19 protein-coding genes, 1 tRNA gene and 1 pseudogene are annotated in these 25,046 nt (G+C 69.3%); 15 read left to right on the forward strand and 6 right to left on the reverse strand.

What is annotated here, in order from left to right:
- The first annotated feature begins 10 nt into the window (after positions 1-10).
- Positions 11-1,675 carry an amidase gene (locus F8O04_RS06475; RefSeq protein ID WP_158028454.1) on the forward strand — a complete coding sequence of 555 codons (1,665 nt, stop codon included), beginning with the start codon at positions 11-13 and terminating at the stop codon, positions 1,673-1,675.
- A gap of 8 nt (positions 1,676-1,683) precedes the next feature.
- On the opposite strand, the pseudogene F8O04_RS06480 reads toward F8O04_RS06475, so the two are convergent.
- From F8O04_RS06480 to F8O04_RS06490, 3 genes and pseudogenes are all read right to left on the reverse strand, one after another.
- A pseudogene (locus F8O04_RS06480) lies at positions 1,684-2,046 on the reverse strand (Fe-S oxidoreductase); the annotation flags it as partial.
- Between the two features lie 56 nt (positions 2,047-2,102).
- Positions 2,103-2,864, reverse strand: a complete 762-nt coding sequence (locus tag F8O04_RS06485; protein WP_158028455.1) for a PspA/IM30 family protein — start codon at positions 2,862-2,864, stop codon at positions 2,103-2,105.
- A 90-nt stretch (positions 2,865-2,954) separates the two neighbouring features.
- The gene (locus F8O04_RS06490) at positions 2,955-5,057 is read right to left on the reverse strand and encodes a TPM domain-containing protein (RefSeq protein ID WP_188726232.1); all 2,103 of its coding nucleotides are present in this window, start codon (positions 5,055-5,057) and stop codon (positions 2,955-2,957) included.
- A gap of 216 nt (positions 5,058-5,273) precedes the next feature.
- Here F8O04_RS06490 and F8O04_RS15275 point away from each other — a divergent pair, with 216 nt between their 5' ends.
- Both F8O04_RS15275 and F8O04_RS06500 read left to right on the forward strand, forming a co-directional pair.
- The gene (locus F8O04_RS15275; RefSeq protein WP_188726453.1) at positions 5,274-5,582 is read left to right on the forward strand and encodes a DivIVA domain-containing protein; all 309 of its coding nucleotides are present in this window, start codon (positions 5,274-5,276) and stop codon (positions 5,580-5,582) included.
- A gap of 106 nt (positions 5,583-5,688) precedes the next feature.
- Positions 5,689-5,764, forward strand: a tRNA-Arg gene (locus F8O04_RS06500).
- A gap of 237 nt (positions 5,765-6,001) precedes the next feature.
- Here the strand turns inward: F8O04_RS06500 and F8O04_RS06505 are convergent.
- Positions 6,002-7,666 (reverse strand): catalase, encoded by a 1,665-nt coding sequence (locus F8O04_RS06505; RefSeq protein ID WP_158028458.1) that lies wholly within the window; start codon positions 7,664-7,666, stop codon positions 6,002-6,004.
- A 103-nt stretch (positions 7,667-7,769) separates the two neighbouring features.
- Here F8O04_RS06505 and F8O04_RS06510 point away from each other — a divergent pair, with 103 nt between their 5' ends.
- From F8O04_RS06510 to prfA, 11 genes are all read left to right on the forward strand, one after another.
- A complete protein-coding gene (locus F8O04_RS06510; protein WP_158028459.1) occupies positions 7,770-8,564 on the forward strand; it encodes a transglutaminase-like domain-containing protein in 795 nt (264 codons plus the stop codon).
- Positions 8,565-8,643: 79 nt separating this feature from the next.
- Entirely contained in the window at positions 8,644-10,308 is a 1,665-nt protein-coding gene (argS, locus tag F8O04_RS06515) for an arginine--tRNA ligase (protein ID WP_158028460.1), read from the forward strand.
- Between the two features lie 39 nt (positions 10,309-10,347).
- Positions 10,348-11,136, forward strand: a complete 789-nt coding sequence (locus F8O04_RS06520; protein WP_158028461.1) for an LmeA family phospholipid-binding protein — start codon at positions 10,348-10,350, stop codon at positions 11,134-11,136.
- Between the two features lie 200 nt (positions 11,137-11,336).
- The gene (locus F8O04_RS14780; RefSeq protein WP_188726231.1) at positions 11,337-12,566 is read left to right on the forward strand and encodes a hypothetical protein; all 1,230 of its coding nucleotides are present in this window, start codon (positions 11,337-11,339) and stop codon (positions 12,564-12,566) included.
- A gap of 217 nt (positions 12,567-12,783) precedes the next feature.
- Positions 12,784-13,998, forward strand: coding sequence for an LmeA family phospholipid-binding protein (locus tag F8O04_RS06530; RefSeq protein WP_158028462.1), 1,215 nt, complete (start codon positions 12,784-12,786; stop codon positions 13,996-13,998).
- Positions 13,999-14,055: 57 nt separating this feature from the next.
- Entirely contained in the window at positions 14,056-15,495 is a 1,440-nt protein-coding gene (gene lysA, locus F8O04_RS06535; protein WP_158028463.1) for a diaminopimelate decarboxylase, read from the forward strand.
- Positions 15,496-15,570: 75 nt separating this feature from the next.
- On the forward strand, positions 15,571-16,932 hold the full coding sequence (locus F8O04_RS06540; RefSeq protein ID WP_158028464.1) for a homoserine dehydrogenase: 1,362 nt from the start codon (positions 15,571-15,573) through the stop codon (positions 16,930-16,932).
- Between the two features lie 55 nt (positions 16,933-16,987).
- The gene (gene thrC, locus F8O04_RS06545; protein ID WP_158028465.1) at positions 16,988-18,061 is read left to right on the forward strand and encodes a threonine synthase; all 1,074 of its coding nucleotides are present in this window, start codon (positions 16,988-16,990) and stop codon (positions 18,059-18,061) included.
- The gene (thrB, locus tag F8O04_RS06550; protein ID WP_158028466.1) at positions 18,058-19,011 is read left to right on the forward strand and encodes a homoserine kinase; all 954 of its coding nucleotides are present in this window, start codon (positions 18,058-18,060) and stop codon (positions 19,009-19,011) included. Before thrC ends, thrB begins: the two co-directional genes overlap by 4 nt.
- A gap of 154 nt (positions 19,012-19,165) precedes the next feature.
- Positions 19,166-21,340: a transcription termination factor Rho gene (rho, locus tag F8O04_RS06555; RefSeq protein WP_158028467.1), complete on the forward strand. Its 2,175-nt coding sequence runs from the start codon at positions 19,166-19,168 to the stop codon at positions 21,338-21,340.
- Complete coding sequence (prfA, locus tag F8O04_RS06560) at positions 21,337-22,434, forward strand: peptide chain release factor 1 (protein ID WP_373285862.1); 1,098 nt, start codon at positions 21,337-21,339, stop codon at positions 22,432-22,434. Before rho ends, prfA begins: the two co-directional genes overlap by 4 nt.
- A 10-nt stretch (positions 22,435-22,444) precedes the next feature.
- Here prfA and epsC read toward each other — a convergent pair whose 3' ends face one another.
- Positions 22,445-23,041, reverse strand: coding sequence for a serine O-acetyltransferase EpsC (gene epsC / locus F8O04_RS06565; RefSeq protein ID WP_225734902.1), 597 nt, complete (start codon positions 23,039-23,041; stop codon positions 22,445-22,447).
- Between the two features lie 2 nt (positions 23,042-23,043).
- Positions 23,044-23,979 carry a cysteine synthase A gene (gene cysK, locus F8O04_RS06570; protein WP_225734903.1) on the reverse strand — a complete coding sequence of 312 codons (936 nt, stop codon included), beginning with the start codon at positions 23,977-23,979 and terminating at the stop codon, positions 23,044-23,046.
- A gap of 168 nt (positions 23,980-24,147) precedes the next feature.
- Between cysK and prmC the strand changes: the two genes are divergently transcribed.
- Positions 24,148-25,038, forward strand: coding sequence for a peptide chain release factor N(5)-glutamine methyltransferase (prmC, locus tag F8O04_RS06575; protein ID WP_158028469.1), 891 nt, complete (start codon positions 24,148-24,150; stop codon positions 25,036-25,038).
- The last annotated feature ends 8 nt before the right edge of the window (positions 25,039-25,046 follow it).

Genomic DNA, 25,046 nt, shown 5'->3' on the forward strand with positions numbered 1-25,046 from the left:
GACTGCAGGGATGCATCAGGACCGGGATCACGATCACGCCGACGCGGCGGACTCGGCGGAGGCGACAACGCCGCTGCACGAGCGCACTGCCACCGAGCTCGCGCAGCAACTGCGCGCCGGGGAGCTGAGCAGCGTCGCGCTGACCGCACACCTGCTGGAGCGCATCGCTGCCCGCAACGAGGCCGCGCGCGCGTTCCTGACGCTCACACCGGAACGCGCGCTCGAGCGGGCGACCTGGGCGGATGCGGAGCTGGCGCGCGACGCGGAGGCCGCTCGTGCGGACTCGGGGATCGCTCGCGGGCGGGGCGTCGACGTCGGGGCCGCGCTGCGGCGCCGACGGCCACTGCTCGGCCTGCCGTTCGGCGACAAAGACCTCACCGATCGCGCGGGTGTGGCCTCCTCGTATGGTTCTCGAGCCATGGCGGGTTTCGTCCCCGAGGTCTCGGCCCGACTCGCGCTCGACCTCGACGCGGCGGGCGGGGTATCGCTCGGCAAGACCAATACGCCGGAGTTCGGATTCCCCTGCTACACCGAAAACGGCCTCGGAGCACCCGCGCGAAACCCCTGGGACCCCGAGAGGGGGCCGGGTGGATCGTCGGGGGGCGCCGCGGTTGCGGTCGCGGCACGCCTGTTGCCGCTCGCACCGGGCTCCGACGGTGGTGGGTCGGTGCGTATTCCTGCCGCCGCGTGCGGGCTCGTCGGACTCAAGCCGTCGCGCGGCCGAGTGCCGGGAGGCTCGGGCGTCGACGCGCTCGCGGGCCTTCCGGTCGCGGGGCCGCTCGCCCGCACGACGGCCGACGCGGCCCTCCTGCTCGACGCGATGCTGGTGACGGCCGACGACTGGCCCCACACGCTCTCGGTCTCGCGAACGGGCGGAACGGCGCCGGCGCGATCGTATGCCGAGGACCTCGCGATGCGCGCCTTCGAGTGGCCGCCGGATGCCGCGGGGGGACTCGAGCGCCTTCGCGTCGGCGTCTCGACGTGGTCGCCGTGGGCCGAACGCTACGACCTCGCGGTCGAGGATGCCCAGTTGCGGGCGCTCGAAGCGACGGCGGGCGAGCTCGAGGCGGCGGGGCACGAGGTGGTCCGTCTCCCGGGCGGCATCGCCGACTCGTCAGCTCATGGAGTCCGGGCGTTCGACGCGACGCGCGAGGGGGTCGTCGACGGGACCGGGTTCGCCTCGGCCTTCCGGGCAGTGTGGCGCGGCGGCGCGGCCGCCCTGCCACTCGACGGGCCCCGTCTCGAGCTGGTCGAGCCGCTCACGTCGTGGCTCGTTCGCACGGGCCGGGACCTGCCCGTCGCGGAGCTCTCCCGAGGGATCGCCTACCTCGCCGACTTCGAGCGTCGCGTGATCGCCGCCTACCGCGGCTTCGATGCGGTGCTCACGCCCGCCCTCGCGATGTCCCCGAGGAAGATCGGCTGGTTCGACCCGGACGACGGCGAGCACAACTTCGCCCAGCAGGTGCAATACACCCCGTTCACGTCCTACGTGAACGCGACGGGACTTCCGGCGATCACCATGCCGGTAATGAGCGAGGCCGCACCCGATGGCACGCGGTTGCCCGTCGGCGTTCAGGCGATCGGTCGCCCCGGACGGGAGGACGTGCTGCTGCGGCTCTCGGCCTGGCTCGAGGCTCGCCGTGCCTGGGGAGCGCGACGGCCACCCATCGATTGAGGACGCACGTAGCCACCGTCCTCCAGACCGGCCTCGATCTCGAAACGGTTCGTGAGCGGGTTGATGCCCGATGCCCAATACAGCACGGGAAACAGCAGCCCGTAACGTCGCCACTGTCGCACGTGCACCCGTTCGTGGCGGAGCACGCGCGCGTTCACGACGTCGCGCGTGAGGTAGACGTACCCGACGCACGTGCCGCCGCGCCGGAACGCGAACGTCGGAAGGCCGCGGCACACGATCAGGCCGTCGTGCACCTCGATGCGCCCGACCGAGAGTGGCACGCCGATCGCGAGACCGACGCAGGTCGCGACGTACGCGCCAAAGCGTGAGACGGGCGAGTCGAGGAAGACGCGCTCGAGGGCGTCACGCATGCGCTGGCTCCGATGCTCTGCGGTACTCGGCGGCAACCCCGGGCGCTCCCTCGCCGTTACGCCGTCGCGTCACCGTCGGTGAGCTGTTGGTACGGATTCGACTGGCCGCCCGACTTGAGTGCCGCAAGTCGGAGCTCCACCTCCGACAGCTGCCCGAGGTCCTCGAGCTCGGCGAACTGCGAGTCGAGACTCGAGGCGGAGAGCTCCTGCTGGCCTCGTGCGAGGGCCTCCTGTCGGCGCACCTGATCCTCGAAGCGACCGAGCTCGCTCGTCGGATCCATGACGTTGATCGAGCCGAGCGCCTCGTGCACCTTGACCTGCGCGTTGGCGGTCTTCGCCCGGGCGGCGAGCTCGTTGCGCTTCTGCGTGAGCTGGTGCAGCCGCTCCCGCATGGTGCCGACACCGTCCTTGAGTTTGGCGACGACCTCGGTCTGCGCCTGGATCTGCGGCTCGGCGGACGCGGCCTCCTGCTCCGACGTGATCTGGCGGGACAGCGCGACCTTGGCGAGGTCGTCGAAGCGCTTCGCCTCGGACTCGTTGCCCTGCTGACGGAACTCGTCGGCGCGCTGACTGGCGACGATCGCCTTGCGCCCCCACTCCTGGGCCGCGTTGAGGTCTTCCCTGTGGTCGTCCTCGAGCATCCGCAGGTTGCCGATCGTCTGCGCCGTCGCGGCTTCGGCCTCCTGGATGTTGACGGTGAAGTCGCGGATGAGTTGGTCGATCATCTTCTCGGGGTCTTCGGCCTGATCGATGAGCGCGTTGAGGTTGGCACGCACGAGCTGGCTGATGCGACCGAAGATCGACTGCTTGTTCGACATGTTCCCGTTCCTTCTGGTGTGCGCCCCGCGGGGCGATCGGTTTCGGTGTTGGTCGTGGGTGCTGATGGGCGGGGCGCGGCTCGGCCGGCGTCAGCGGCGGCCCCCGCCGCCGCCCCGGAATCCGCCGGAGGAGCGGAAGCCGCCCCCGCCGCCGCCCCGGAATCCGCCGGAGGAGCGGAAGCCGCCCCCGCCGCCGCGGAAGCTGCTGCCGCCGAAGCCGCTCGACCCGCCGGAACGACCCCCGCCGGAGATGAGCCCGCCGATGATGCCGCCGATGACGGCATCTCCCATCGACGAGCCGCTTCCATACGAGCGGCGTCCGTGGTACGCGCCCCCGCCGTAGCCGTTATCGCCGTAGCCCGCGCCGCCGTAGCCGGCGAACGCGTTTTCTCGCGCGCGGCCGACCTCGCCCGACGCGATCTGCGTGCCGTTCGAGCTGAGCTTGATCGACTGGTTGACGGCCGCGAGGGCCGCGTCGGGGTCGTCGACCGTCAGCCGGTTCGCGCGGCTGAGCTCGCTCTCCGCCTGCGAGAGTCGCGTGCGCGGCGTGGCGCTGAGCGCGCCGCGGTGGGTCTGGATGTAGTCGCTGAGGGAACGGACCTGAGCGGTGGCCTGCGGGATGGCGCGTTCCAGACGGCGTCGCACGCCTTCGAGACGTGCGTGCTCGTCGCTGGTTTCTCGGAGGGCGTCGTCGAGCTTGGCCCCGGCCTCGCGCAGCACCTCGAGGGTGGCGAGCGGGTCGCGGGGGTTGTCTCCCTCGCGCTGCGCCGTCGCCGCGACCTGCATGGCCGCTGCGATCTCGGTGCGGTTGCGCGTATCCATCGCGTCGCCGACATCGATCATCTGCAACTGGTTGGCGGCCGCCTTCAGGTCGTCGATCTCGGCCCGGATGCTCGCGGTCGCGTTCTCGAGATCGTGTCGCGTGCGCTCGATCGCATCGAGCAGTTGCGCCCCCTGCGCGAGCGCCTCCTGCGCGTCGCCGATGTCGACGGCCGCGAGGCCGGACTTTCCCGCGCGAAGCAGCTCGCCGGCCTCTTGTGCTTCGCCGATGGCGAGCTGCACCAGCGCGTCGGCCTGCTCGATCGAGTCGTCGACGGCGGCGAGTGCTTGGGGTGCGTAGCGGTCGCGGAGCGCGTCGAGGGCCGCGCCCGACGAGTCGAGCCTCGCTTTGAGGGCCTCCGCGTCGTCCGTCACCCGCTCGAGCAACTTCGGCGCGTCGCGCTCCATCGCCCTGAGTTCCTCGAACCGCTGCGCCTGCGCGGCGAGCTCGTCGCGAGCCTGCTCAGTGAGGGTCAAGATCTCGCTGCTCCATGCACTCCGATCATTGTCGGAGTCGGGGATGTGGTCGAGCAGTTTCGCCTGCAGCTCGAACGCGTGCCTCGTGCGCTGCTTCGCCACCTCGATGGCGTTGCGGAACGGCGCCGCGGCCTCGGCACCGAACTCCGCCTCGGCGAACGCGGCGTCCTGCTCGGCGGTCTTCACCAGGTCGTCCGTTTGTACCAGCTGGGCTGACGCCTGCGTGATGAGCGCCTCGATCGACTGCCGCTTCTCGGCTTCCTCGGCCTTCCTGCGGGCGTTGTCTCGGGCGCGCTTCACGATGAAGTAGACGATGAGGCCGACGACGATGAGGCCGATGAGGCCGAGGATCACGAGGAAGCCGGAGATGCTCCCGCCGCCTGTTGACCCCGCGGGCGCTTCCGCCTCGTCGGCGTCGGTGCCGACGTCGCCGAGCGTCGTGCGCAGTCCGTCGGCGGTCGCGACGGCCGCTCCCGCGAGGTCGCCGTCGTTGAGGCGCGGAATCATGTCGCGATTTTGTATCTCGTCGATGTCGGCGTTCGTGAGCTCGAGGTCGCGGGCGACATTGAGACCGGCCTCGAGCGACGCGAGCCCGACATACATGACGATGTCGGTCGAGACGAACTGATTCCGCTCGGCGAACTTCGTCGCCCATTCGAATCCGTCGGAGGGGTTCGCGAACTCGTTGACGACCACCAGATGCATGGTCACGCCGTCCTCGGCCCGGAGGGCGTCCACCGCCTCTTCGATGCGGTCGACGTCGCCGGACGACAGCGTGCCGGTGGCGTCGGTGACGATGCCGGTCGCGGTGAGCGGGCTGGTCGCGAACGCCGCCGGGACGGCGGATCCGAACACCATCGCAAACGCGGCGATGACCGCCACCAAGAGTCGTCGCACCGTCGGCCCCCATTCACGCGCCATTCCGGGCGCCAGTCAACGCTACTGAACAAAGACTGGGAGCAGGGAGGACTCGTCGGGGAAAGCCCGTGAGCGGCTTGTGTGAACGATCGGTGAGCTATCGGCGAACCGCGCGCGGCGACGTTCACAGCGTCCCTGTCAGTTCGTACAATGGAGGTGCTACAGGGCGATTCGGAGTGTGAGGAGGAACGGCAGATGCGCAGCGACGACATCGTCAACCAGCGATTCAGCACGACACGATTCGGCGCGGGCTACGACCAGCGCGAGGTCGACACGTTCCTCGAAAAGCTGACGGCCGCCCTGCGCCGCCTTGAGACGGGTGATCATCTCGAAGCCGGTGGAGTGAACTCGGAAGAGGTCATCAACGTGCGCTTCACGCCGTCGCGGTTCCGCGTTGGGTACGACGCGCCCGAGGTCGACGAGTTCCTCGACCGGATCGTGATCGAGCTGCGTCGGCGCGAGGGCGTCACCGATCCGCTCGAAGCAGCGTCGGCGCGCGGTTGAGCCTTCCGGCGCGCTGATCAGTGGGCGTCCGCAGCGACGGCGCGGGCACACGGCCGACGAGCGCCGCCGGGAACCGTCGGGCACCTGCTAGGCTTGCCGGTCGTTAGCCTCCGTAGCTCAGTGGATAGAGCGCCGGTTTCCGGTACCGTAGGTCGCAGGTTCGACTCCTGTCGGGGGCACCACACCAAGGCCCGAAGGCTTGGCCCGAAGTATCAAAGGCCGAGGCTCGGGTCTTGTACGCATTCGCAGCCAAGACATGGCGTCCGGACACGTCGGGGCGTCAGTGGGATCCGACGGGTGCGTGATCGGCCATGCCCTGGCCCGGTCGTGCCATTGCGCGCCGACCACGAAGGAACGCCCGGAAGCGGTGCTCCCGGGCGTTCCGCGTGGCGTCCGCGGTCAGGACATCCGTCGACGCATCAGCGTTCGACGACGACGCGCTCGTTCGGGACGACGTGGGTCATCTTGAGCCCCGTCACATCGCGCGGTCCGTTGTTGCCGAGGTTCGCGAGGCGCTGCAGCTCCTCCTCGCTGAGCGTTTGGCTCTGCAACGGCTCGAGGTGCTTGACGTCATCGACCGAGATGCCGAGGCCCTCGCCGACCCGAAGGCCCAGCTCGTCATCCACCATCAGGAAATGCCACACCATCCGCTCCTGCACCGGACGGGCGGCCTCGCTGATGAGCCCGACGAAGTTCGCCACGAGGTCGTCCTTCTCCCATTGCTCCATGAGCTGGTAACGCTGGCCCGCCTGCGTGTAGTCGTTCGTTCGGGGGATTCGCTTGCGCGTGAGACGCCCGCGGATCTCGGGCCCCTCCTCGTCATGCGTCGGGTACTGCGCCTCGCGCAACCCGCCGGTGATGGATGGCTCGTAGTTGACGTGCGGGTTCTGCCCGTCCCCGAGGTCGACTCCGTACGACATCTCGCCGCCGCGTTGATTGGTGGCAACGCGGGCGTTCTTCGGGCTGTTTACGGGGAGCTGGAGGTAATTCGGTCCAACGCGGTAACGCTGCGTGTCCGAGTACGAGAACGTGCGGCCCACGAGCATCTTGTCGTCAGAGAAGTCGAGGCCGTCGACCAGGACGCCAGTACCGAAGGCGATCTGCTCGCTCTCGTTGTGGTGATCCGATACGTTGCTCGTCAGCGTCATCGTGCCGACGAGCTTGGGCTCGAACTCGTTCTCGGGCCACACCTTGGTGTCGTCGAGCGGATCGAAGTCGAGTTCGGGATGCTCGTCATCGCTCATGAGCTGAACGTACAGGTCCCACTGCGGGTAGTCCCCGCGCTCGATGGACTCGTACAGGTCCTTCGACGCATGCCCCAGCTCAGCGGCCTGGATGTTCGCGGCGTCCGACTCGGTCAGGCTCTTCACGCCTGCGCGTGGAATCCAGTGGTACTTCACGAGGTGCGTCTCGCCCTGTGCGTTCACCCACTTATAGGTGTTGACACCGAAGCCCTGCATCGTGCGGTAGTTGGCCGGGATGCCGCGGGGACTGAAGAGGTTGACGATCATGTGCATTGACTCAGGCGTCTGCGACATGAAGTCGAAGATGCGCGCGGGTTCCTGACGGAATGTCACGGGATCCGGCTTCAGTGCGTGAATCACGTCGGGAAATTTGATCGCGTCGCGGATGAAGAACACCGCGAGATTGTTGCCCACCAGATCCCAGTTTCCGTCCTCGGTGTAGAACTTCACCGCGAAGCCGCGCGGATCGCGCGCGGCCTCCGACGAGTCGCGCCCGCCGATGACGGTTGAGAAGCGGATCGCGAGGTCCGTCTTCATGCCGGGCTCGGCGAACAGCTTGGCGCGCGTGTACTTCGAGATCGGCTCGTCCCCCCAGGTGCCGGTCGCCTCGAAGTGGCCGTAGGCCACGGCTCCACGGGCGTGGACGACGCGTTCCGGAATCCGTTCGCGATCGAAATGGCTGATCTTCTCGAGGAACTGATAGTTCTCCAGCGTTGCCGGGCCGCGGGCGCCCACGGTTCGCTGGTTCTGGTTGTCGTAGACGGGATGGCCCTGACGGTTGGTCAGGACGGGGCGGTCTTCCTCGTTCGGAGTCGGCCCCTGAGAAGCGACATCAGTCATAAAGGCCCCTTTCGTGGGTGTGTCGGGGTGCGGTCTTCGCAGACTAGGTGGCTCATCTCCACGTCGTCTCGAAAGTTCATCGGACGCTGGCACACTTTGCATCGTGCTTCGCAGACTCGAGTCGTCATTGACCCTCACGCTGGCCCAGCCGGCGACCATCGTGTTCTCCGTGGCGGCGCACGCGCACGCGAGTCTCGCCAGCGAGGAGATCTCGATCACGAGCGATGGCGAGCCCGTGCCCTTCACTGAGGTCGTCGACCGCGCCGAGTGCCGGCTGCACCGGGTCGAGACTGCCGTAAAGCGCCTCGACGTGCGTTACGCGGCCGAGGTCGACGGTTTTGCCGAGCCGAACAGGCCTGACGACCTCGACCGCATCCTCTACACGCGGCCGTCCCGCTATTGCGAGTCCGACGCGCTCGGGCCGAGCGCATCCTCACTCTTCGGTTCCAAGCGCGGCTTCGAGTTGGTCGACGCCGTCGTCGACTGGGTTGCCGGGTGGCTCACCTACCGCGTGGGGTCGAGCCTGCCAACCGACGGAGCTCGCGAGACGTACCTGAAGCGGCAGGGCGTGTGCCGCGACTACGCCCACCTCGTGATCGCCATGCTCCGGGCACGCGACATGCCGGCTCGTCTCGTGTCGGTCTACGCGGCGGGTCTCACTCCCATGGATTTCCACGCGGTGGTCGAGGCCTGCGTCGACGGCGAGTGGTACGTCGTCGACGCGACCCGCATGGCGCCCCGCCACCTGATGCAGCGCATCGCGACGGGGCGCGACGCCGCCGATACCGCCTTCATGACCAGCACGCTCTCGGGCGTGCGGTTGAACGGGATGCAAGTGAACGCCTGGACGGACGACTTCGCCCTTGACGATCCCGAGGCGCGGGTCCGGCTCCGGTAGTCCCTCGTCCGCCCGCGCCGGGGACGATGACGCTCGCGCCGTCAGCCGCGGTGGCACCGACGCTCTAAGATGGGCCGTCGTGACCTCAGCCGACTTGACGCACCAGCTCGCCTCATCCGTACGCGCCGCGCTCGATGCGCGCGGCGCCACCGACACCGTCGAGGTGACCGAGAGCGACCTCGTGCTCGAGCGGCCGAAGAACCGCGCGCACGGCGACTGGTCGTCGAACGTCGCGATGCGCTTCGCGAAGCGCGTCGGCGTCGCGCCCCGCGACCTCGCGAGCGACATCGCGGGGGACCTCGCGAGCTCACCCCTCGTGCGTGCCGCGGATGTCGCGGGTCCCGGCTTCATCAACATCACCCTCGAGCCTGCCGCGGCCGGTGTGCTCGCGAAACGCATCGTCGACGAGGGTGACGCGTACGGGCGGGGGACCTCGCTCGCCGGGCGCGCGATCAACCTCGAGTTCGTCTCGGCGAACCCCACCGGTCCGATCCATCTCGGCGGCGTGCGCTGGGCGGCGGTCGGCGACAGCCTCGCGCGCGTGCTGCAGGCGGCGGGCGGCGAGGTGACGCGGGAGTACTACTTCAACGACCATGGCGCGCAGATCGACCGCTTCGCGTCGTCGCTCGTCGCCGCTCACCTCGGCGAGCCCACGCCGGAGGACGGCTATGGCGGCGCCTACATCGGCGAGATCGCTCAGCGCGTCGCGCGAGCCGCCGGTGCCGAACTCGACGGCCTCGACCGGCCCGCCCTGCAGGAGCGATTCCGTCGCGACGGGGTCGAGCTCATGTTCGGCGAGATCCAGCAGAAGCTGCACGAGTTCGGCGTCGACTTCGACGTCTTCTTCCATGAGGACACCGTGCACGCCTCGGGGGCGGTCGACCGCGCGATCGAGCGGCTGCGCGACCTCGGCCACATTTTCGAGGCTGACGGCGCCACGTGGCTGCGCACGACGACCTTCGGCGACGACAAGGATCGCGTCCTCGTGCGCTCCAACGGCGAACCGACCTATATGTCCGGCGACATCGGCTACTACCTCGACAAGCGCGAGCGCGGTTTCGACGAGTGCATCATCATGCTGGGGGCTGACCACCACGGGTACGTCGGCCGCATGATGGCGATGGTCGAGGCGTTCGGGGACACGCCCAACGTGAACCTGCAGTTACTGATCGGCCAGATGGTGAATCTCGTAAAAGACGGTGAGCCGGTGCGCATGTCGAAACGCGCGGGCAACATCGTCACCCTTGACGACCTCGTCGATGCGGTCGGGGTCGACGCCGCGCGCTACGCACTCGTGCGCTCGTCGGTCAACACGACGCTCGAGATCGACCTCGACCTGCTCGTTTCGCGCACCAACGACAACCCCGTTTACTCGGTGCAGTACGCGCACGCCCGCACGTCGGCGGTGCAGCGGAACGCCGACCAGGCTGGAGTCAGTCACGCCGACTTCGATCCGGCGCTGCTCGTCCACGGCACCGAGTCGGCGCTGCTCGGTGGGCTGCAGGAGTTTCCGCGCATCGTCGAGCAGGCCGCCGAGCTCCGCGAGCCGCACCGAGTCGCCCGGTACCTCGAAGAGCTCGCGGGCCTGTACAACCGCTGGTACGACAACTGTCGCGTGATCCCGCGGGCCGGCGAGCCGGTGACGCCGCTGCACCACACCCGCCGGTGGCTCAACGACGCCACGAGCAACGTCTTGCGCAACGGGCTCGGTCTGCTCGGCGTGAGCGCCCCCGAACGCATGTAGCGACGCGCACGGCCCATACCGCAGAGGGAGAGTCAGGGCATGACGCCGAACCAACGCGAGCGCGGTCCTGGAGCCGCGAACGAGTCGCGGCGACGCGTGCACCCGGGAATCCGATGGGCAATCGGACTCCTGCTCGCCGTGACCGCGCTGGTCGCCATCGACACTGGCGTGCGCCTCGTGATGCAGTGGCGCGTCGCGGTGGCCGCGGAGGAGGCGCTGCCGCCCGGTGTCACGGCCGACGTGGATGCTCGCGTGCACGGGTTCTCCGCTCTGTGGCAGCTTGCGACGGGGTCGCTCGAACACCTCGAGCTGATGACCGACGACCTCACGGTGCTCGGCGTGACGGTCGAGGTCGGGGTCGACGCATACGGCGTCTCGTTCACCGACGGGGCGGTGCCCGTGCTGCAGGCCGAGCAGCTTCAGGGCCACCTGCACATCTCGGAGGCCGCCCTCAACGCGCTCGTTCCCGTTCCGGGGGCATCCGGCGGGGTCACGCTCGGCGACGGCGTCGTGGCCTACTCCACCACCATGTCGATCCTCGGCCTGGAGGTCGATGTCGACATCGAGGCGACCGTCGGCATGCAGGGCGACCGCCTCGTCATCCAGGCGACCAAGGTCGACATCATCGGCGGTGACGTCGATGTGGATGCCGCGGCGGTGCTCGGCGGCGCTGCGATCACCGTTCCTGTGTGCACCGCCGAGTACTTGCCGGGGCAGGTGCACCTCACGGGGATCGATGTGGCGAAGGACGGCGTGACGGTCGCGATCACCGCCAACCGCATCGAGCTCGACGAGGACACGATTGCTGATCGGGGCACCTGCCGGTAGGCGATCAGGCGCGCGGGTTACGACGAGGGGGTGACGCCGGGTGGGCCGAATACACCTGTGTGTGGTCGCCGGATGCGTGGACGTGATGAGAGAGTCGAGGTCGACATGCGCCCGGCGATGACGCACCGCGCGCCCGAGGATCCGGTATCGATCCGCACCCTCGAGTCGAGACGACTGACCCCCACATCGATCGGACGGCCATGACCACTCCACCACCATGGGCCCAGCAGCCGAACGGACAGCCCGGAGCGGGCTTCGGCGCGACCGCCGGCCAGCCTGCCCCTGGCCAGCCGGGTGCCGGACAATCCTCGTTCGGGCAACCGACCGGTGGGTACGGCCAGTCGAGCGGGTACGCGCAAACGAGCGGTCACGGACAGCCCGCGTACGGGCAGCCGGGCCACACTCAGCCCGGGTACGGGCAGCCGGGCCAGGGCCAGTACGGGCAGCCGAGCTTCGGGCAGCCGGGCCAGGGCCAGTACGGCCAGCCGGGCTACGGGCAGCCGGGCTCGTACGGCTCGCCGACGCCGGGATACGCGCAGGGAAGCGCTCCGGGCGCCCCGCCGCAGCCGTTCGGGCAGCAGGCGCCGAGCGGCGCGCCGGGGCAACCGGGCAACCTCGGTCAGCCCGGATACGGCGCAATGACCGGGGGCGCGCCGGCCTCGGGGACGAAGAAGCCGCGCATGGCGCTGTGGATCAGCCTCGGTGCCGCCGCGCTCGTGGTGCTCCTCGTCGCCGGTGTGGTCATCGCGGAGTTCGTCACCCGCGGCAACGTCACGGGAGACCTCGAGGCCAAGGCGGAGGCCATCTCGATCTCGCATGGCGACTCGACGGTCGAGGGGACCTATGACGTGAGCGTCGACGGGTTCAGCTTCCTGTCGCAACAGGTGGGCGGATCGTACGACCACATCGCCTTCTCGGGCGTTGACCAAACGCTCAACGGACAGCCCTATTCCTCGAGCTTCGACGCTTACGGCGTGCCGTCGGACCTCTCGGGCCCCGCCGAACGCATCGAGTTCAACTCGCACCGGCCCGTCGATGCCATTCAGGGACTGCTGGCCGAGGACGATGACGCGGATGCCGAAGCGGGCGCGGGCGAGTCCACGGTCGAGCTCGGCGACGGTCAGATCATCTCCTCCTACAGCTACTCCTCGGGCGGCTACGAGATCAGCTACGAGCTCGTCTACGAGATCCGTGTCGAGGACGGCGAGTTCGTCTCGCAGGTCATGTCGTCGAAGATCAACATTTTCGGTTCGGTCTCCGAGAGTGGTGAAGAAGAGCCACAGACCATGCCCGTGTGCGAAGATCAGGACGGCCTCGAGGGCGAAGCCAAGGAGGCGACGATCTCGCCTGACGGCGTCACGCTTGTGTGGTCGGTGACCGGCGAGCGCGCGACCCTCGACAATCTCGGCGACATCGCCGGCTGCGTGTAGCCCTGCAAAGAACGGACCTCGTGTGACGACGCCCCCAGTCCCCGGAAACCAGGGGAGTCCCGGACAGCAGCCGCCGGAGGACTCCGGACGGTCGCCCGACGGCGCTCCGCCTCCTCGGGCGGCGGCCTACGGCGTTCCGCCAGCGCGGTCGTCGCCTGAAGACTCGCGGGCTCCTGACTCACCGCCCGCGGTACAGGGCTCCCCGACGAGTCCGTACGTGCATCCGAGCCCGTACCCGCAGTCGAGCCCGTACCCGGAGTCCAGCCCATACCCGCGGTCGAGCCCGTATCGGGAGTCGAGTCCGTATCCGCAATCGCGTCCATACCCGCAGTCGAGCCCGTACCCGCAGTCGAGTCCGCACGCGCAGTCGGACTCGTACGCGCAGTCGACCCCGTACGCGCAGTCGAACGCGTACGCGCAGTCGAACCCGTACTCGGAGTCGAACCCGAGGGCGCAGTCGAACCCGTACCCGGAGTCGAACCCGTACCCGGTGTCGAACCCCTACCCCGAGTCGCGTCCCTATCCGCAGTCGAGTCCGTACGTGCAGCGGGGCCCGACCGAGCAGTCGAGCCCGTACGCGCAACCGGCTCCCGGCGGCACCGCCAGCGCATACGCGCCTGACGCACCGGGAGACGGCGCGGCGCGACGTGTGAAGAAGCGCCCGAGCCGCGCGCTTTGGATCGCCCTCGGCGCCGTGGCGCTCATCGTGCTGCTCGTCGCGGGGGTGGTTCTCGGCGAGTTCGTCACTCGCGGCAACGTGGCCGATCAGCTGGCGGCCAAAGCCGAGGCCGTCGAGATCACGTTCGGTGACGAGACGGTCGAGGGTGACTATGGGGTCACCGTCGACGGGGCGAGCCATCTGGTGCAGCACCTCGGCGGCGCCTACGAGCACATCGCGATCGACGGGATGGATCAGTCGCTCGGGAGCGAGGCCTTCTCATCGTCATTCCATGCATACGGCGTGCCTGCGGACCTGTCGGGGCAAACGGAACGGATCGAGTACGCGATGCACCTGCCGGCCGAGCCAGTGCGCGCCTGGCTGCTGGAGCGTGACTACACAGACGATGAGACGTACTGGGACGACTTCGAGCTCGAGCTCGGGGACGGCCAGATGACGCTCAGCGACCGCAGTCTCGAGAGCATCGGCATCCTCGTCGTGTACGAGTACGAGCTCCGTCTCGACGGGAGCGATCTGGTCGTCGAGCTCGTGAGTGACAAGTGGCTGTTCGAGGGCGACGAGGAGCCTCTCGACTGGGGCGGAAGCGACCCTGAGCGCATCGATCTGTGCGCGAATGCCGGTGCCATCGACGTGGCCGCGACGGAAGCATCCGTGACACCCGACGGCGTCGCCCTTGCATGGACGGCGACGGGGAGCGATGCCTCGCTCGACAACCTGAACGGCATCGCGAACTGCCTCGAACCGGCCGCGTAGTTCCGGAGCTGAGGCCGGGCGCGACGACGTGAGGCGAGTGGCCGGTACGATGATCCGGTGCTCGCCCCCGAATCGTCCGCTCGCGCCAATCCGCTCGCCCCGCCGTGGCTCGAGGTGCCGGGCGACGCGAATGAACTTGCACGGCATGTGTGGCCGTCAGGGGCGGGGCGCGCCGACGACGGTGTCCTCACCATCGCTGGGCACCGAGCGACCGAGCTCGCGGAACGCTACGGCACGCCGCTCTACGTCGTCGACGAGGCCGACGCCCGTGGCCGCGCGAGGCGCATCCGGACCGCGCTCGAGGGCGCGTTCGCGGCAGTGGGTGGCACTGCGCGCGTGTACTACGCCGGCAAGGCGTTTCTCTCGACGGGCATTGCCCGGTGGATGCGCGAGGACGGCCTGAACCTCGATGTCGCCTCTGGCGGCGAGTTGGCTGTCGCCCTGCGCGGCGGCATGCCGGCCGCCCGCATCGGCGTCCATGGCAACAACAAGTCAGACGCAGAACTGCGCGCCGCCGTCGAGGCCGGTGTCGGCGCGATCGTGCTCGACAGTCTGCAGGAGGTCGCGCGGCTCGCACGCATCAGCGCCGACGCCGGCCGCGTGCAGGCGGTGCGCATCCGCGTCAACTCCGGCGTGCACGCATCGACGCACGCCTACCTCGCGACCGCGCACGAAGATCAAAAGTTCGGGATCCCGCTCGCCGAGGTCGACGCGGTCGCCGCCGACGTACGGGGGCACGCCTCGCTTCGTTTCCTCGGCCTGCACACGCACATCGGCTCGCAGATCTTCGACGGCGCGGGCTTCCGCGAATCGGCCCGACGCCTGCTCGAGGCCCACGCCCGGCTGCTCGCCGGTGGGGACGTGCCCGAGCTCAACCTCGGCGGGGGGTTCGGCATCGCGTACACCGCGGCCGACCGCCCACGCCCGATCGAAGGCATCGCCGACGATCTCGCGCGATTCGTCGCCGACGAGTGCGCTCGTCTCGGCGTCGAGCAGCCCACGATCGCGTTCGAACCCGGCCGGGCCATCATCGGACCCGCCGGGCTCACCATCTACAGGGTCGGCACGACGAAGCCGGTCACGGTGCAGACCGGCACGGGCGAGTGGGCCGAACGCCTCTACGTGTCGGTCGACGGGGGCATGAGCGACAACGTGAGACCTGCACTCTACGACGCCGACTACACGGTGCGACTCGGGAACAGGGCGACGGATGCCAAGCCCGCCCTCGTGCGGGTCGCGGGCAAGCACTGCGAGTCCGGAGACCTCGTGGTGTTGGCCGACTATCTGCCCGGCGATGTGCGGCCGGGCGACCTCGCGGTCGTGCCGGCGACGGGTGCCTACTGCTTCTCGCTTGCGAGCAACTACAACTGGCTGGAACGCCCCGGGGTGCTCGCCCTCCGCGAGGGCGAGGTCGAGTGGCTGATCCGCCCCGAGACTATCGACGACTTGCTCGCCCGAGATCCCGGTGCCGGCGCCGCCCGCGACATCCGAGCCTGACATCCTGTCGCCAGGAGCGCCGACGAGCGGGAAGCGCTGCGGCCAGAGGCATCTGCCACCAATGGAGGACTGACCATGAACCAACACCGAACCGTGCGCGTCGCGCTCCTCGGGGCCGGCTCCGTCGGCTCGCAGGTGGCACGCACGCTGCTCGACCACGCCGACGAACTCGCGCTGCGCGTCGGTGCCCGGCTGGAGCTGGTCGGCATCGCCGTGCGCAATGTCGAGGCCAAACGCGATGTCGAACTCCCGGCGGAACTGTTCACGACCGATGCGAAGACGCTGATCCTCGGTGCAGATCTCGTCGTCGAGCTGATGGGCGGCATCGATCCCGCGCGCGAGCTCATCGCGCTCGCCCTCGGTAGCGGCGCCGACGTGGTCACCGCGAACAAAGCCCTCATCGCGACCCACGGGCTCGAGCTCTTCGACATCGCCGAGCGCGTCGGCGCCCAGCTCAACTACGAGGCCGCCGTCGCGGGCGCGATTCCCATCATCCGGCCGTTGCGCGACAGCCTCGCGGGCGACCGTGTCGACCGCATTCTCGGCATCGTCAACGGCACCACCAACTTTATCCTCGACCGCATGCACACGCTCGGCGGAACGCTCGACGAGGCCCTCGCCGTCGCGACCGACCTCGGGTACGCGGAGGCGGACCCCACGGCCGACGTCGAGGGATACGACGCGCAGCAGAAGGCGGCGATCCTCGCCTCGATCGCGTTCCACACGCACGTTCCGGTCGAGCGCGTGTATCGGGAGGGCATCACGGGCGTGACGGCCGAGCTCATCGATGAGGCCCGCACCGCCGGCTACGTGGTCAAACTGCTCGCGATCTGCGAGCGCATCACGGCGGCCGACGGCGCGACCGAGTCGGTCTCGGCCCGCGTCTATCCCGCGCTCGTGCACGCACAGCACCCGCTCGCCTCGGTACACGGCGGCAACAACGCGATCTTCGTCGAGGCCGCCTCGGCGGGGAGCCTCATGTTCTACGGCGCCGGCGCCGGCGGTGTCGAGACGTCGTCGGCCGTGCTCGGCGATGTCGTCTCGGCTGCGCGCCGACGCATCTCCGGCGGGCCGGGCCTGCGCGAGTCGATGCACGCCGACATGCGCGTCGCCGACATCGGCGACGTCGTCACGCGGTACCACATCTCGCTCGATGTGAGTGACGAGCTCGGGGTGCTGGCGGGCATCGCCCGGGTCTTCAGCGATCACGAGGTGAGCGTGCTGCAGATCCAGCAGGGCGATGGCGCCGTCCCCGTCGTCGAGGCGCTCGAGCAGAGCACCGAGGACACACCCGCCGGCGAGCAGGCGAGCGCTACCCTGGTCATCGGAACGCACCAGGCGACAGAGCGTTCACTCCAGGCCGTCGTTGCCGCTCTCGAGTCGCTCGACGCGGTCCAGCGCGTCAAGGGCGTGCTGCGCGTCGAAAGCGCGGCCTAGCGCGCGGCCGGCGCCGATCCACCCATTCTTCAACGGCATTCTCGAAAGGCTTGCTATGGCTCATCAATGGCGCGGTGTCATCCGCGAGTACGCGGATTTTCTCGACGTCAGCGACGCGACCCCGGTCGTGACGCTCGGAGAGGGCGGCACGCCGCTCATCCCCGCCCCGTCGCTCAATGCGAGAACGGGCGCCGAGGTGTGGGTGAAGTTCGAGGGGATGAACCCGACGGGTTCGTTCAAGGACCGCGGCATGACGATGGCCGTGTCGAAGGCCGTCGAACACGGCGCGAAAGTCGTCGTCTGCGCCTCGACCGGCAACACGTCGGCCTCCGCGGCCGCGTACGCGACGCACGCCGGTATCGGCGCCGCGGTGCTCGTGCCGGAAGGCAAGATCGCCATGGGCAAACTGTCCCAGGCCGTTGCGTCGGGCGCGCAGCTCCTCCAGGTGCAGGGCAATTTCGACGACTGCCTCCGCATTGCGCGCGACCTCTCCGACCGCTACCCGGTGCACCTCGTGAACTCGGTCAATAACGACCGCATCGAGGGCCAGAAGACTGGGGCGTTCGAGGTCGTCGATGTTCTCGGAGACGCGCCGGACTTCCACTTCATCCCCGTCGGGAACGCGGGGAATTACACGGCGTACACGCGCGGCTACCGCGAGTACGCTGCCGCCGGCCGGTCGACGAGACTGCCGCGAATGCTCGGTTTCCAGGCCTCGGGCTCGGCGCCGATCGTGCGCGGGGAGGTCGTCGCGCAGCCAGAGACGATCGCCTCGGCGATCCGCATCGGGAACCCGGCATCATGGCGGCAGGCGCTCGAGGCTCGGGATGAGACGAACGGATCCTTCGGCGCGATCAGCGATGAGAAGATCCTTGAGGCGCATCGCATCCTCTCGCGCGATGTCGGCGTATTCGTCGAGCCGGCGTCGGCCATCTCCCTCGCCGGTCTGCTCGAACGCGCCGAGGCCGGGCAGGTGCCGCAGGGCGCCAAGGTCGTGCTGACGGTGACCGGCCATGGCCTGAAGGACCCGCAGTGGGCGCTGAAGACGGCGGACGGTGGCGACGTTCAGCCGACGATCGTCCCCGTCGACGCCGACGAGGTAGCAGGCGCCCTCGGCTTCAACGCATGATCGAGATCGCGAGGGGGCGCCGCGTCGGTGTGCGTGTACCCGCGACGAGCGCCAACCTCGGGCCGGGCTTCGACACCCTCGGCCTCGCGCTCGCCGTCTACGACGAGATCGACATCGAGGCGGCGCCTGACGGCGTGCTCGACGTGTCGGTCGAGGGGGTGGGAGAGGGCGTCGTCCCGCTCGATGAGGGGCACCTCGTGGTGTCATCGATCATCGCGACGCTCGAACGGTTCGGCGCGCGTGCCCCCGGCCTTCGTCTTCGTGCCCGCAACAGCATCCCGCACGGGCGAGGTCTCGGATCGTCAGGTGCAGCGATCGTTGCGGGCGTCGTCGCCGCGGCCGGGCTCATGGCCGATCAGCGCGAACTGACGCCGGAGGAGCTGTTGACGGCGGCAAGCGAGCTCGAGGGACACCCGGACAACGTGGCTCCCTGCCTTTTCGGCGGATTGACGATCGCGTGGGTGACGCTCGCCGGCGTACCCCGGTCGAAGCAGCTGCTCGTCGACAGGGGGGTCTCGCCGGTCGTCCTGATTCCCGAAGAGACGATGTCGACCAAACTGGCGCGCAGCCTGCAACCGGAGTCGGTACCGCACGCCGATGCCATCTTCAACGTCTCTCGATCGGCGCTCCTCATCGCCGCGCTCGCGCAGAGCCCTGAGCTCCTGCTCGAGGCGACCGAGGATCGCCTGCACCAGCACTACCGGGCGGCCGCGATGCCGCAGACGGCGAATCTGATCGGTCGGCTGCGGGACGAGGGGCTCGCGGCGGTCGTCTCCGGAGCCGGCCCCAGCATCCTCGTGCTGTGCGACTCGCCCGTCCAGCGACTGCGGGCCGCCGACCTGGCCGCCGCCGACACGGGGGCGAGCTGGGAGGTCGTCATGCCGGCCGTTGACGTGCTCGGTGCTACAGTTGACGTGAGCGCGGCCGAGATGGGTTCCCTGTCGGCGTAGCCGCCAGTCGCGCTCAGCATTCCAGGTGCTCGCCCTCCAGTGGGCCTTTTCGCTTCGCGCATTCTCGCGCGATCGCGGCGGTCCGAGTGGTGTTCTTCGGCGGCGCCCTACGCCTCACGCCCGCACGGCGGGCGAGACAAGGATTTCGAATCTCATGACTGACGCCAACGGCGCATCCACGCAGGTCGACCTGACGGCGATGCGCGTCGCCGATCTGCAAGCACTCGCCTCACAGATGGGCATCCGCGGCGCCGCACGCCTGCGCAAGGGCGAGCTTGTGCGCGCCATCGAGGAAGCCCGCGACGCGGCGGCTCCCGAAGCTGACGAGCAGGCCGCCGCCGAGCAGACCGCTGCCGGACAGGAGGGCGACGCACAGGGCGTTGCCGCCGAGCAGGCCGGCACGGAGCAGACAGCCGGGACGGCCGCGGGGGAGCCGACCGCCGCGCCCGATTCTGCGAACTCAGAGCCAGAGACGACGACGGAGGAGGCGCCGACCGCCACTGATTCGGTGAACGCCGGTGAGACTGCAACCGGCTCCAAGCGCGGCCAGCGGGCGGACAAGACACCCGCGACCGAGGAGGCACCGAAGCGTGGAGGCCGCGGATCGCGCCGGGCGCGCGCCGCTTCCGGCCCCGCCGAAACCGCCCCGGAAGCGGGCGGCGAAGACCCCATCGCGGCCGCCATCTTCCGCGACGACGCCACGGACGCCACGAACGCAGAGGCCAAACGCGCGGGTGCCAAGAACGCCGAGACCCCGCTGTCCCTCGACGACCTCGTGCTGCCGCCCGCGCGCGGCGATGACGAGTCCGAGGATGAGGAGCGAGGCGGGCGACGCCGCCGGCGCGTATCGCTCGTCGAGGGCGACGCAACGGCCTCCGACGATGGCGACCAGTCCGACGACAACGACGACGAAACGGGAGAGCGGCAGGGCTCGCGCCGTCGCGGTCGCGGTCGCCGCGGGCGCAACAACGACGGCGATCGTCAGCAGCCGTCGAGCGACGACGGCGATGACGAGTCGACGCCCGACGACCAGCAGAGCGGCCGCCGCGGACGCGGTCGCGGCCGCCAGCACGCCGAGCAGCACGATGACGAGGGCGACGACCGCCGCGGGCGTGGCCGCTACCGCGACCGCAAGCGCGGCCGCGGCGATGACGTGGACCCCGAAGTGTCGCCGGACGACGTACTGCTGCCCATCGCGGGCATCCTCGACGTGCTCGACAACTACGCGTTCGTGCGCACGAGCGGGTACCTGCCCGGCCCCAACGACGTGTACGTGTCGCTCGCGCAGGTCAAGAAGTACGGGCTGCGGAAGGGCGACGCCATCGTCGGCGCGGTGCGCCAGCCCCGCGAGGGCGAGCAGCAGCAGGGCCGGCAGAAGTTCAACGCGATCGTCAAGTTCGAGACGATCAACGGGCAGGCGCCCGACGAGGTCCAGACCCGGCCGGTCTTCGACGAACTGACCGCCCTGTACCCCCAGGAGCGCCTGCGCCTGGAGACCGGTGACGGTCGCCTCACGCAGCGGATGATCGACCTGTTCGCTCCGGTCGGCAAGGGGACCCGCGGCCTCATCGTGGCGCCCCCCAAGTCGGGCAAGTCGATCGTGCTCCAGCAGATCGCCAATGCGATTGCCGAGAACAGCCCGCAGACGCACCTCATGCTGGTGCTCGTCGACGAACGGCCCGAAGAGGTCACGAGCATGCGCCGAACCATCCGCGGGGAGGTGGTCTCATCGACCTTCGACTTGCCCGCAGAGGACCACACCACCATCGCCGAGCTCGCGATCGAGCGGGCCAAGCGCCTGGTCGAGCTCGGCACCGATGTCGTTGTGCTGCTCGACTCGATCACCGCGCTCTCTCGCGCCTACAACCTCAACGCGCCGGCGTCCGGACGCATCCTCGCCGGGGGCGTCGACGCTTCGGCGCTGTATCCGCCGAAGCGGTTCTTCGGTGCCGCGCGCAACGTGGAGAACGGCGGATCGCTTACGGTGCTCGCGACGGCGATGGTCGAGACGGGCAGCCGCACCGACGAGGTGATCCTGGAGGAGTTCGCCGGCAAGGGCAACATGGAACTCCGCCTTTCGCGAGAGATCGCCGACAAGCGCATCTTCCCCGCGATCGACATTCCGCACTCGCTGACCATGCACGAGGAGCAGCTGCTCACGCAGGACGAGGTCGACGCGACGTGGGCGATCCGCCGTGAGCTCTCGCACGGAGATACGCAGGGCGCGCTCGAGGCCGTGCTCGATCGCCTCTCGGCCACCGCGACGAACGAGGAGTTCATCCGCAGCGTGCGCAAGCAGCCGATCGCAGCATCCGGCCGATCGAAATGAGTCGGGGCGACCTGCTCGATTCGGTCGATCAGCTGCGCGCCGAGCACAACGACCTGCAGACGCAGCTCGCCGATCCGGAGCTGCATTCGAACGCTGCGCGGGCGCGCAAGGTGAACCGACGCTACGCCGAGCTCTCGCAGATCATCGCGGCGGCCGACGCTTACGACGGGCTCGCGGGCGACCTCGAGGCAGCCAGGGAACTCGCGAGCGAGGACGCAGCGTTCGCCGAAGAGATACCCGCCCTCGAGGAACAGGTGAAGACTGCGCACGAGAAGCTGCGCCGCCTGCTGATTCCCCGCGACCCGGACGACGGGCGCGACGTCATCATGGAGATCAAGGGCGGCGAGGGCGGCGAGGAGTCCGCGCTCTTCGCGGCCGATCTGCTGCGCATGTACTCCCACTACGCCGAGCAGCGCGGCTGGAAGGTCGAGCTCCTCGGGGCCACCGAATCCGATCTGGGCGGCTATAAGGACGTGCAGGTGGCGATCAAGGGTTCGTCCAATGATCCCGCGGACGGCGTGTGGGCGTCGCTCAAATACGAGGGCGGCGTGCACCGGGTGCAGCGTGTTCCCGCGACCGAGTCGCAGGGCCGCATTCACACGTCCACCACGGGCGTGCTGGTGTTCCCCGAGGTCGACGAACCGGAAGAGCTCGAGATCAGCCAGAACGACCTCAAGATCGACGTCTACCGATCGTCGGGACCCGGCGGTCAGTCGGTCAACACGACCGACTCGGCCGTTCGCATCACGCACTTGCCCACGGGCATCGTCGTGTCGATGCAGAACGAGAAGTCGCAGATCCAGAACCGTGCGGCGGCGATGCGCGTGCTCCTGGCGCGGCTCCTGGCGCACCAGCAGGAGCAACTCGACGCGGCGGCGGCCGACGCGCGGAAATCGCAGATCCGCACGATGGATCGCTCCGAGCGCATCCGCACCTACAACTTTCCCGAGAACCGCATCGCCGACCACCGCACCGGATACAAGGCCTACAACCTCGACCACGTGATGAACGGCGCGCTCGGGCCGGTCATCGAGTCGGCGATCACGGCCGACGAGGAGGCGCGGCTCCGGGCGCTCGGCGACGCGGGGGAGTAGGCCGCGGGTCCTAGATCTCGTAGAAGCCCACGAGAGCGGCCTCTGCCTTCGTCTGCTGGCGCAGCTTGGCCGGGACGCCCGTCAAGACCGAGTCCGCCGGCGCGTCCTTCGTGACCACGGCGTTGGCGCCGATGCGGGTGCGATCGCCGATCGTGATCGGCCCCAGCACCTTGGCGCCCGCGCCGATCAGCACGCCGTCGCCGATCGTCGGGTGGCGCTTCACCTTCTTGATCGACACGCCGCCCAGCGTGACGCCGTGATAGATCACGACGTCGTCGCCCACTTCCGCGGTCTCGCCGATGACGACGCCCATGCCGTGGTCGATGAAGAGACGTCTGCCCAGCTTTGCTCCTGGATGGATCTCGATGCCGGTCAGCCAGCGCGCGAACTGCGAGACGGCACGCCCGGCGAGTTTCCCGCCGGGCGCGCGCCACAGGACGCTCGCGACCCGGTGCGCCCAGATCGCGTGTAGCCCGGAGTAGATGAGCACGATCGACACCTTGCTCCGGGCCGCCGGGTCACCGCGGCGCACGGCGACGATGTCTTCGCGGATGCGCCGGAAGCAGGCCTCGATTCGTGCGCTCCCCTCGTGCGTGGTCGCGGCCACGATCAGTCGAGGAGACCCTCGAACAGCACCGTCGAGAGGTAGCGCTCGCCGGTGTCGGGAATGACCACGACGATGTTCTTGCCGGCGTTCTCGGGACGTTTCGCGACCTCGAGCGCCGCCCACACGTTCGCGCCCGCCGAAATGCCGCCGAAGATGCCCTCGGTGGCGGTGAGCTCGCGGGAGACGCGAACCGCGTCGTCCAGCGACACGTCGATGACCTCGTCGAGCAGCTCTCGCTGGAGGATCTCCGGCAGGAAGTTTGCGCCGAGGCCCTGGATCTTGTGCGGCCCGGCCTTGCCCTCGGTGAGCAAGGGCGAGTCGGCCGGTTCGACGGCGATGATCTTGACGTCGGGCTTGCGCTCCTTGAGCACCTGGCCGACGCCGGTGATCGTGCCACCCGTGCCGATGCCGGCGACGAAGATGTCGACGGCGCCGTCGGTGTCGTTCCAGACCTCCTCGGCGGTCGTCTCGCGGTGAATCTCGACGTTCGCCTCGTTCTCGAACTGGCGGGCGAGTACGGCCCCCGGCGTCGACGCGGCGATCTCCTGGGCCTTCTGGACCGCGCCCCGCATACCGTCGGGTCCGGGAGTGAGCACGAGCTCGGCGCCGAAGGCCTTCAGCAGGGCGCGGCGCTCCGTCGACATTGTCTCCGGCATGGCGAGGATCACGCGGTAGCCGCGGGCCGCGCCGATGAGCGCGAGGGCGATCCCCGTGTTGCCCGAGGTCCCCTCGACGATCGTGCCGCCCTCCGCGAGCTCACCGGAACGCTCGGCGGCTCGGATGATCCCGAGCCCGAGCCGGTCCTTGACCGACGATCCAGGGCCGTAGAACTCGAGCTTGGCAGTGATGTTCGCCCCGCTCTCGTCGATGCGATTCAAACGCACGAGCGGCGTGTTGCCGATCGCCTCGGTGATGTCGTTGAAGATGCGTGCCGCCACGTTGATGCCTTCCTGGAGATCGGTCTCGGCGCGCTCCGGCCGCATTGGGGGCCGCGGCGCCGTACGAAGGCTATCGATCCCTTCGGTCGGCGACGTGATTATTTCGTCATATGGAGCGGCAGCGTGCGTGCGAGACGGCGCGCCCCTCCGTGGTGCCAGACTTGAGCGGTGAACGAGCCCCTCAGCAACCTGCGCCGGGAGGCGCGCGCGGCCCTCGGGAGGGCCCGCGTGCCGAACCCCGCGGCCGATGCCGACGCGCTCCTGGCGGGGGTGCTCGGCCGGCGTCCCGGCGACATCGTCTTGGAGGCCCTGCTGGGCCGAGCCCTGTCGGCCGACGAAGCGGCGGACGTGCGGGCAGCGGTCGGCCGCCGCGCCAGGCGCGAACCCTTGCAGCACATCCTCGGCTCCGCGGCGTTCGGCGATCTGGAACTCGCGGTCGGTCCAGGCGTGTTCGTGCCCCGCCCGGAGACCGAGGTGCTCGTCGACGTCGCGATTCGCCGGCTGCACGCGGCCGGCCGGCCGAGGCCGCTCGTCGCGGACCTCGGCAGCGGCTCTGGCGCGGTCGCGCTCGGCATCGCAGGCGGGCTCCTCGCTCGACGGAACCCTCCGGTGGAGCCCACGATCGTGGCGGTCGAGGCGTCGCCGCACACCTGGCCGTGGCTGGTCCGGAATGTGCGTTCCCATGGCCGCGGCGCTGTGCGGGCGATCTATGACCGGCTGGGGGATCGCGCGCTCGGGCACGCGGGCCGGCCGTTCGACGCGATCGTGAGCAACCCCCCGTACGTGCCGCGCGCCAACGAGCCGACCGACCCGGAGGTGCGCCGGTACGATCCCGGCATCGCGCTGTATGGGGGCGACGATGGTCTCGACGTGATCCGCGAGATCGCCGGTCTCGGACACCGATGGCTCGTCCCCGGAGGTTTCGTGCTGCTCGAGCACGACGACCACCACGGCGACGTCGTGCGGAGCCTGCTCGCAGCAGCCGGGTACGAGCGCGCCGAGACCCATCGCGATCTCGCCGGACGGGATCGGGTGACGGTGGCGTACCGTCCGTGCTGAGGAATGCC

Origin of the sequence: Pseudoclavibacter endophyticus (genome assembly GCF_008831085.1) — a bacterium.
Classification (GTDB): Bacteria; Actinomycetota; Actinomycetes; order Actinomycetales; family Microbacteriaceae; genus Pseudoclavibacter; species Pseudoclavibacter endophyticus.

Bases quoted from the DNA above. Each gene is read 5' to 3' on its own strand.
- F8O04_RS06475 (WP_158028454.1), top strand. From the start codon at position 11: ATGCATCAGGACCGGGATCACGATCACGCCGACGCGGCGGACTCGGCG.
- F8O04_RS06485 (WP_158028455.1), bottom strand. From the start codon at position 2,864: ATGTCGAACAAGCAGTCGATCTTCGGTCGCATCAGCCAGCTCGTGCGT.
- F8O04_RS15275 (WP_188726453.1), top strand. From the start codon at position 5,274: ATGCGCAGCGACGACATCGTCAACCAGCGATTCAGCACGACACGATTC.
- F8O04_RS06505 (WP_158028458.1), bottom strand. From the start codon at position 7,666: ATGACTGATGTCGCTTCTCAGGGGCCGACTCCGAACGAGGAAGACCGC.
- F8O04_RS06520 (WP_158028461.1), top strand. From the start codon at position 10,348: ATGACGCCGAACCAACGCGAGCGCGGTCCTGGAGCCGCGAACGAGTCG.
- F8O04_RS14780 (WP_188726231.1), top strand. From the start codon at position 11,337: ATGACCACTCCACCACCATGGGCCCAGCAGCCGAACGGACAGCCCGGA.
- F8O04_RS06540 (WP_158028464.1), top strand. From the start codon at position 15,571: ATGAACCAACACCGAACCGTGCGCGTCGCGCTCCTCGGGGCCGGCTCC.
- thrC (WP_158028465.1), top strand. From the start codon at position 16,988: ATGGCTCATCAATGGCGCGGTGTCATCCGCGAGTACGCGGATTTTCTC.
- thrB (WP_158028466.1), top strand. From the start codon at position 18,058: ATGATCGAGATCGCGAGGGGGCGCCGCGTCGGTGTGCGTGTACCCGCG.
- rho (WP_158028467.1), top strand. From the start codon at position 19,166: ATGACTGACGCCAACGGCGCATCCACGCAGGTCGACCTGACGGCGATG.
- prfA (WP_373285862.1), top strand. From the start codon at position 21,337: ATGAGTCGGGGCGACCTGCTCGATTCGGTCGATCAGCTGCGCGCCGAG.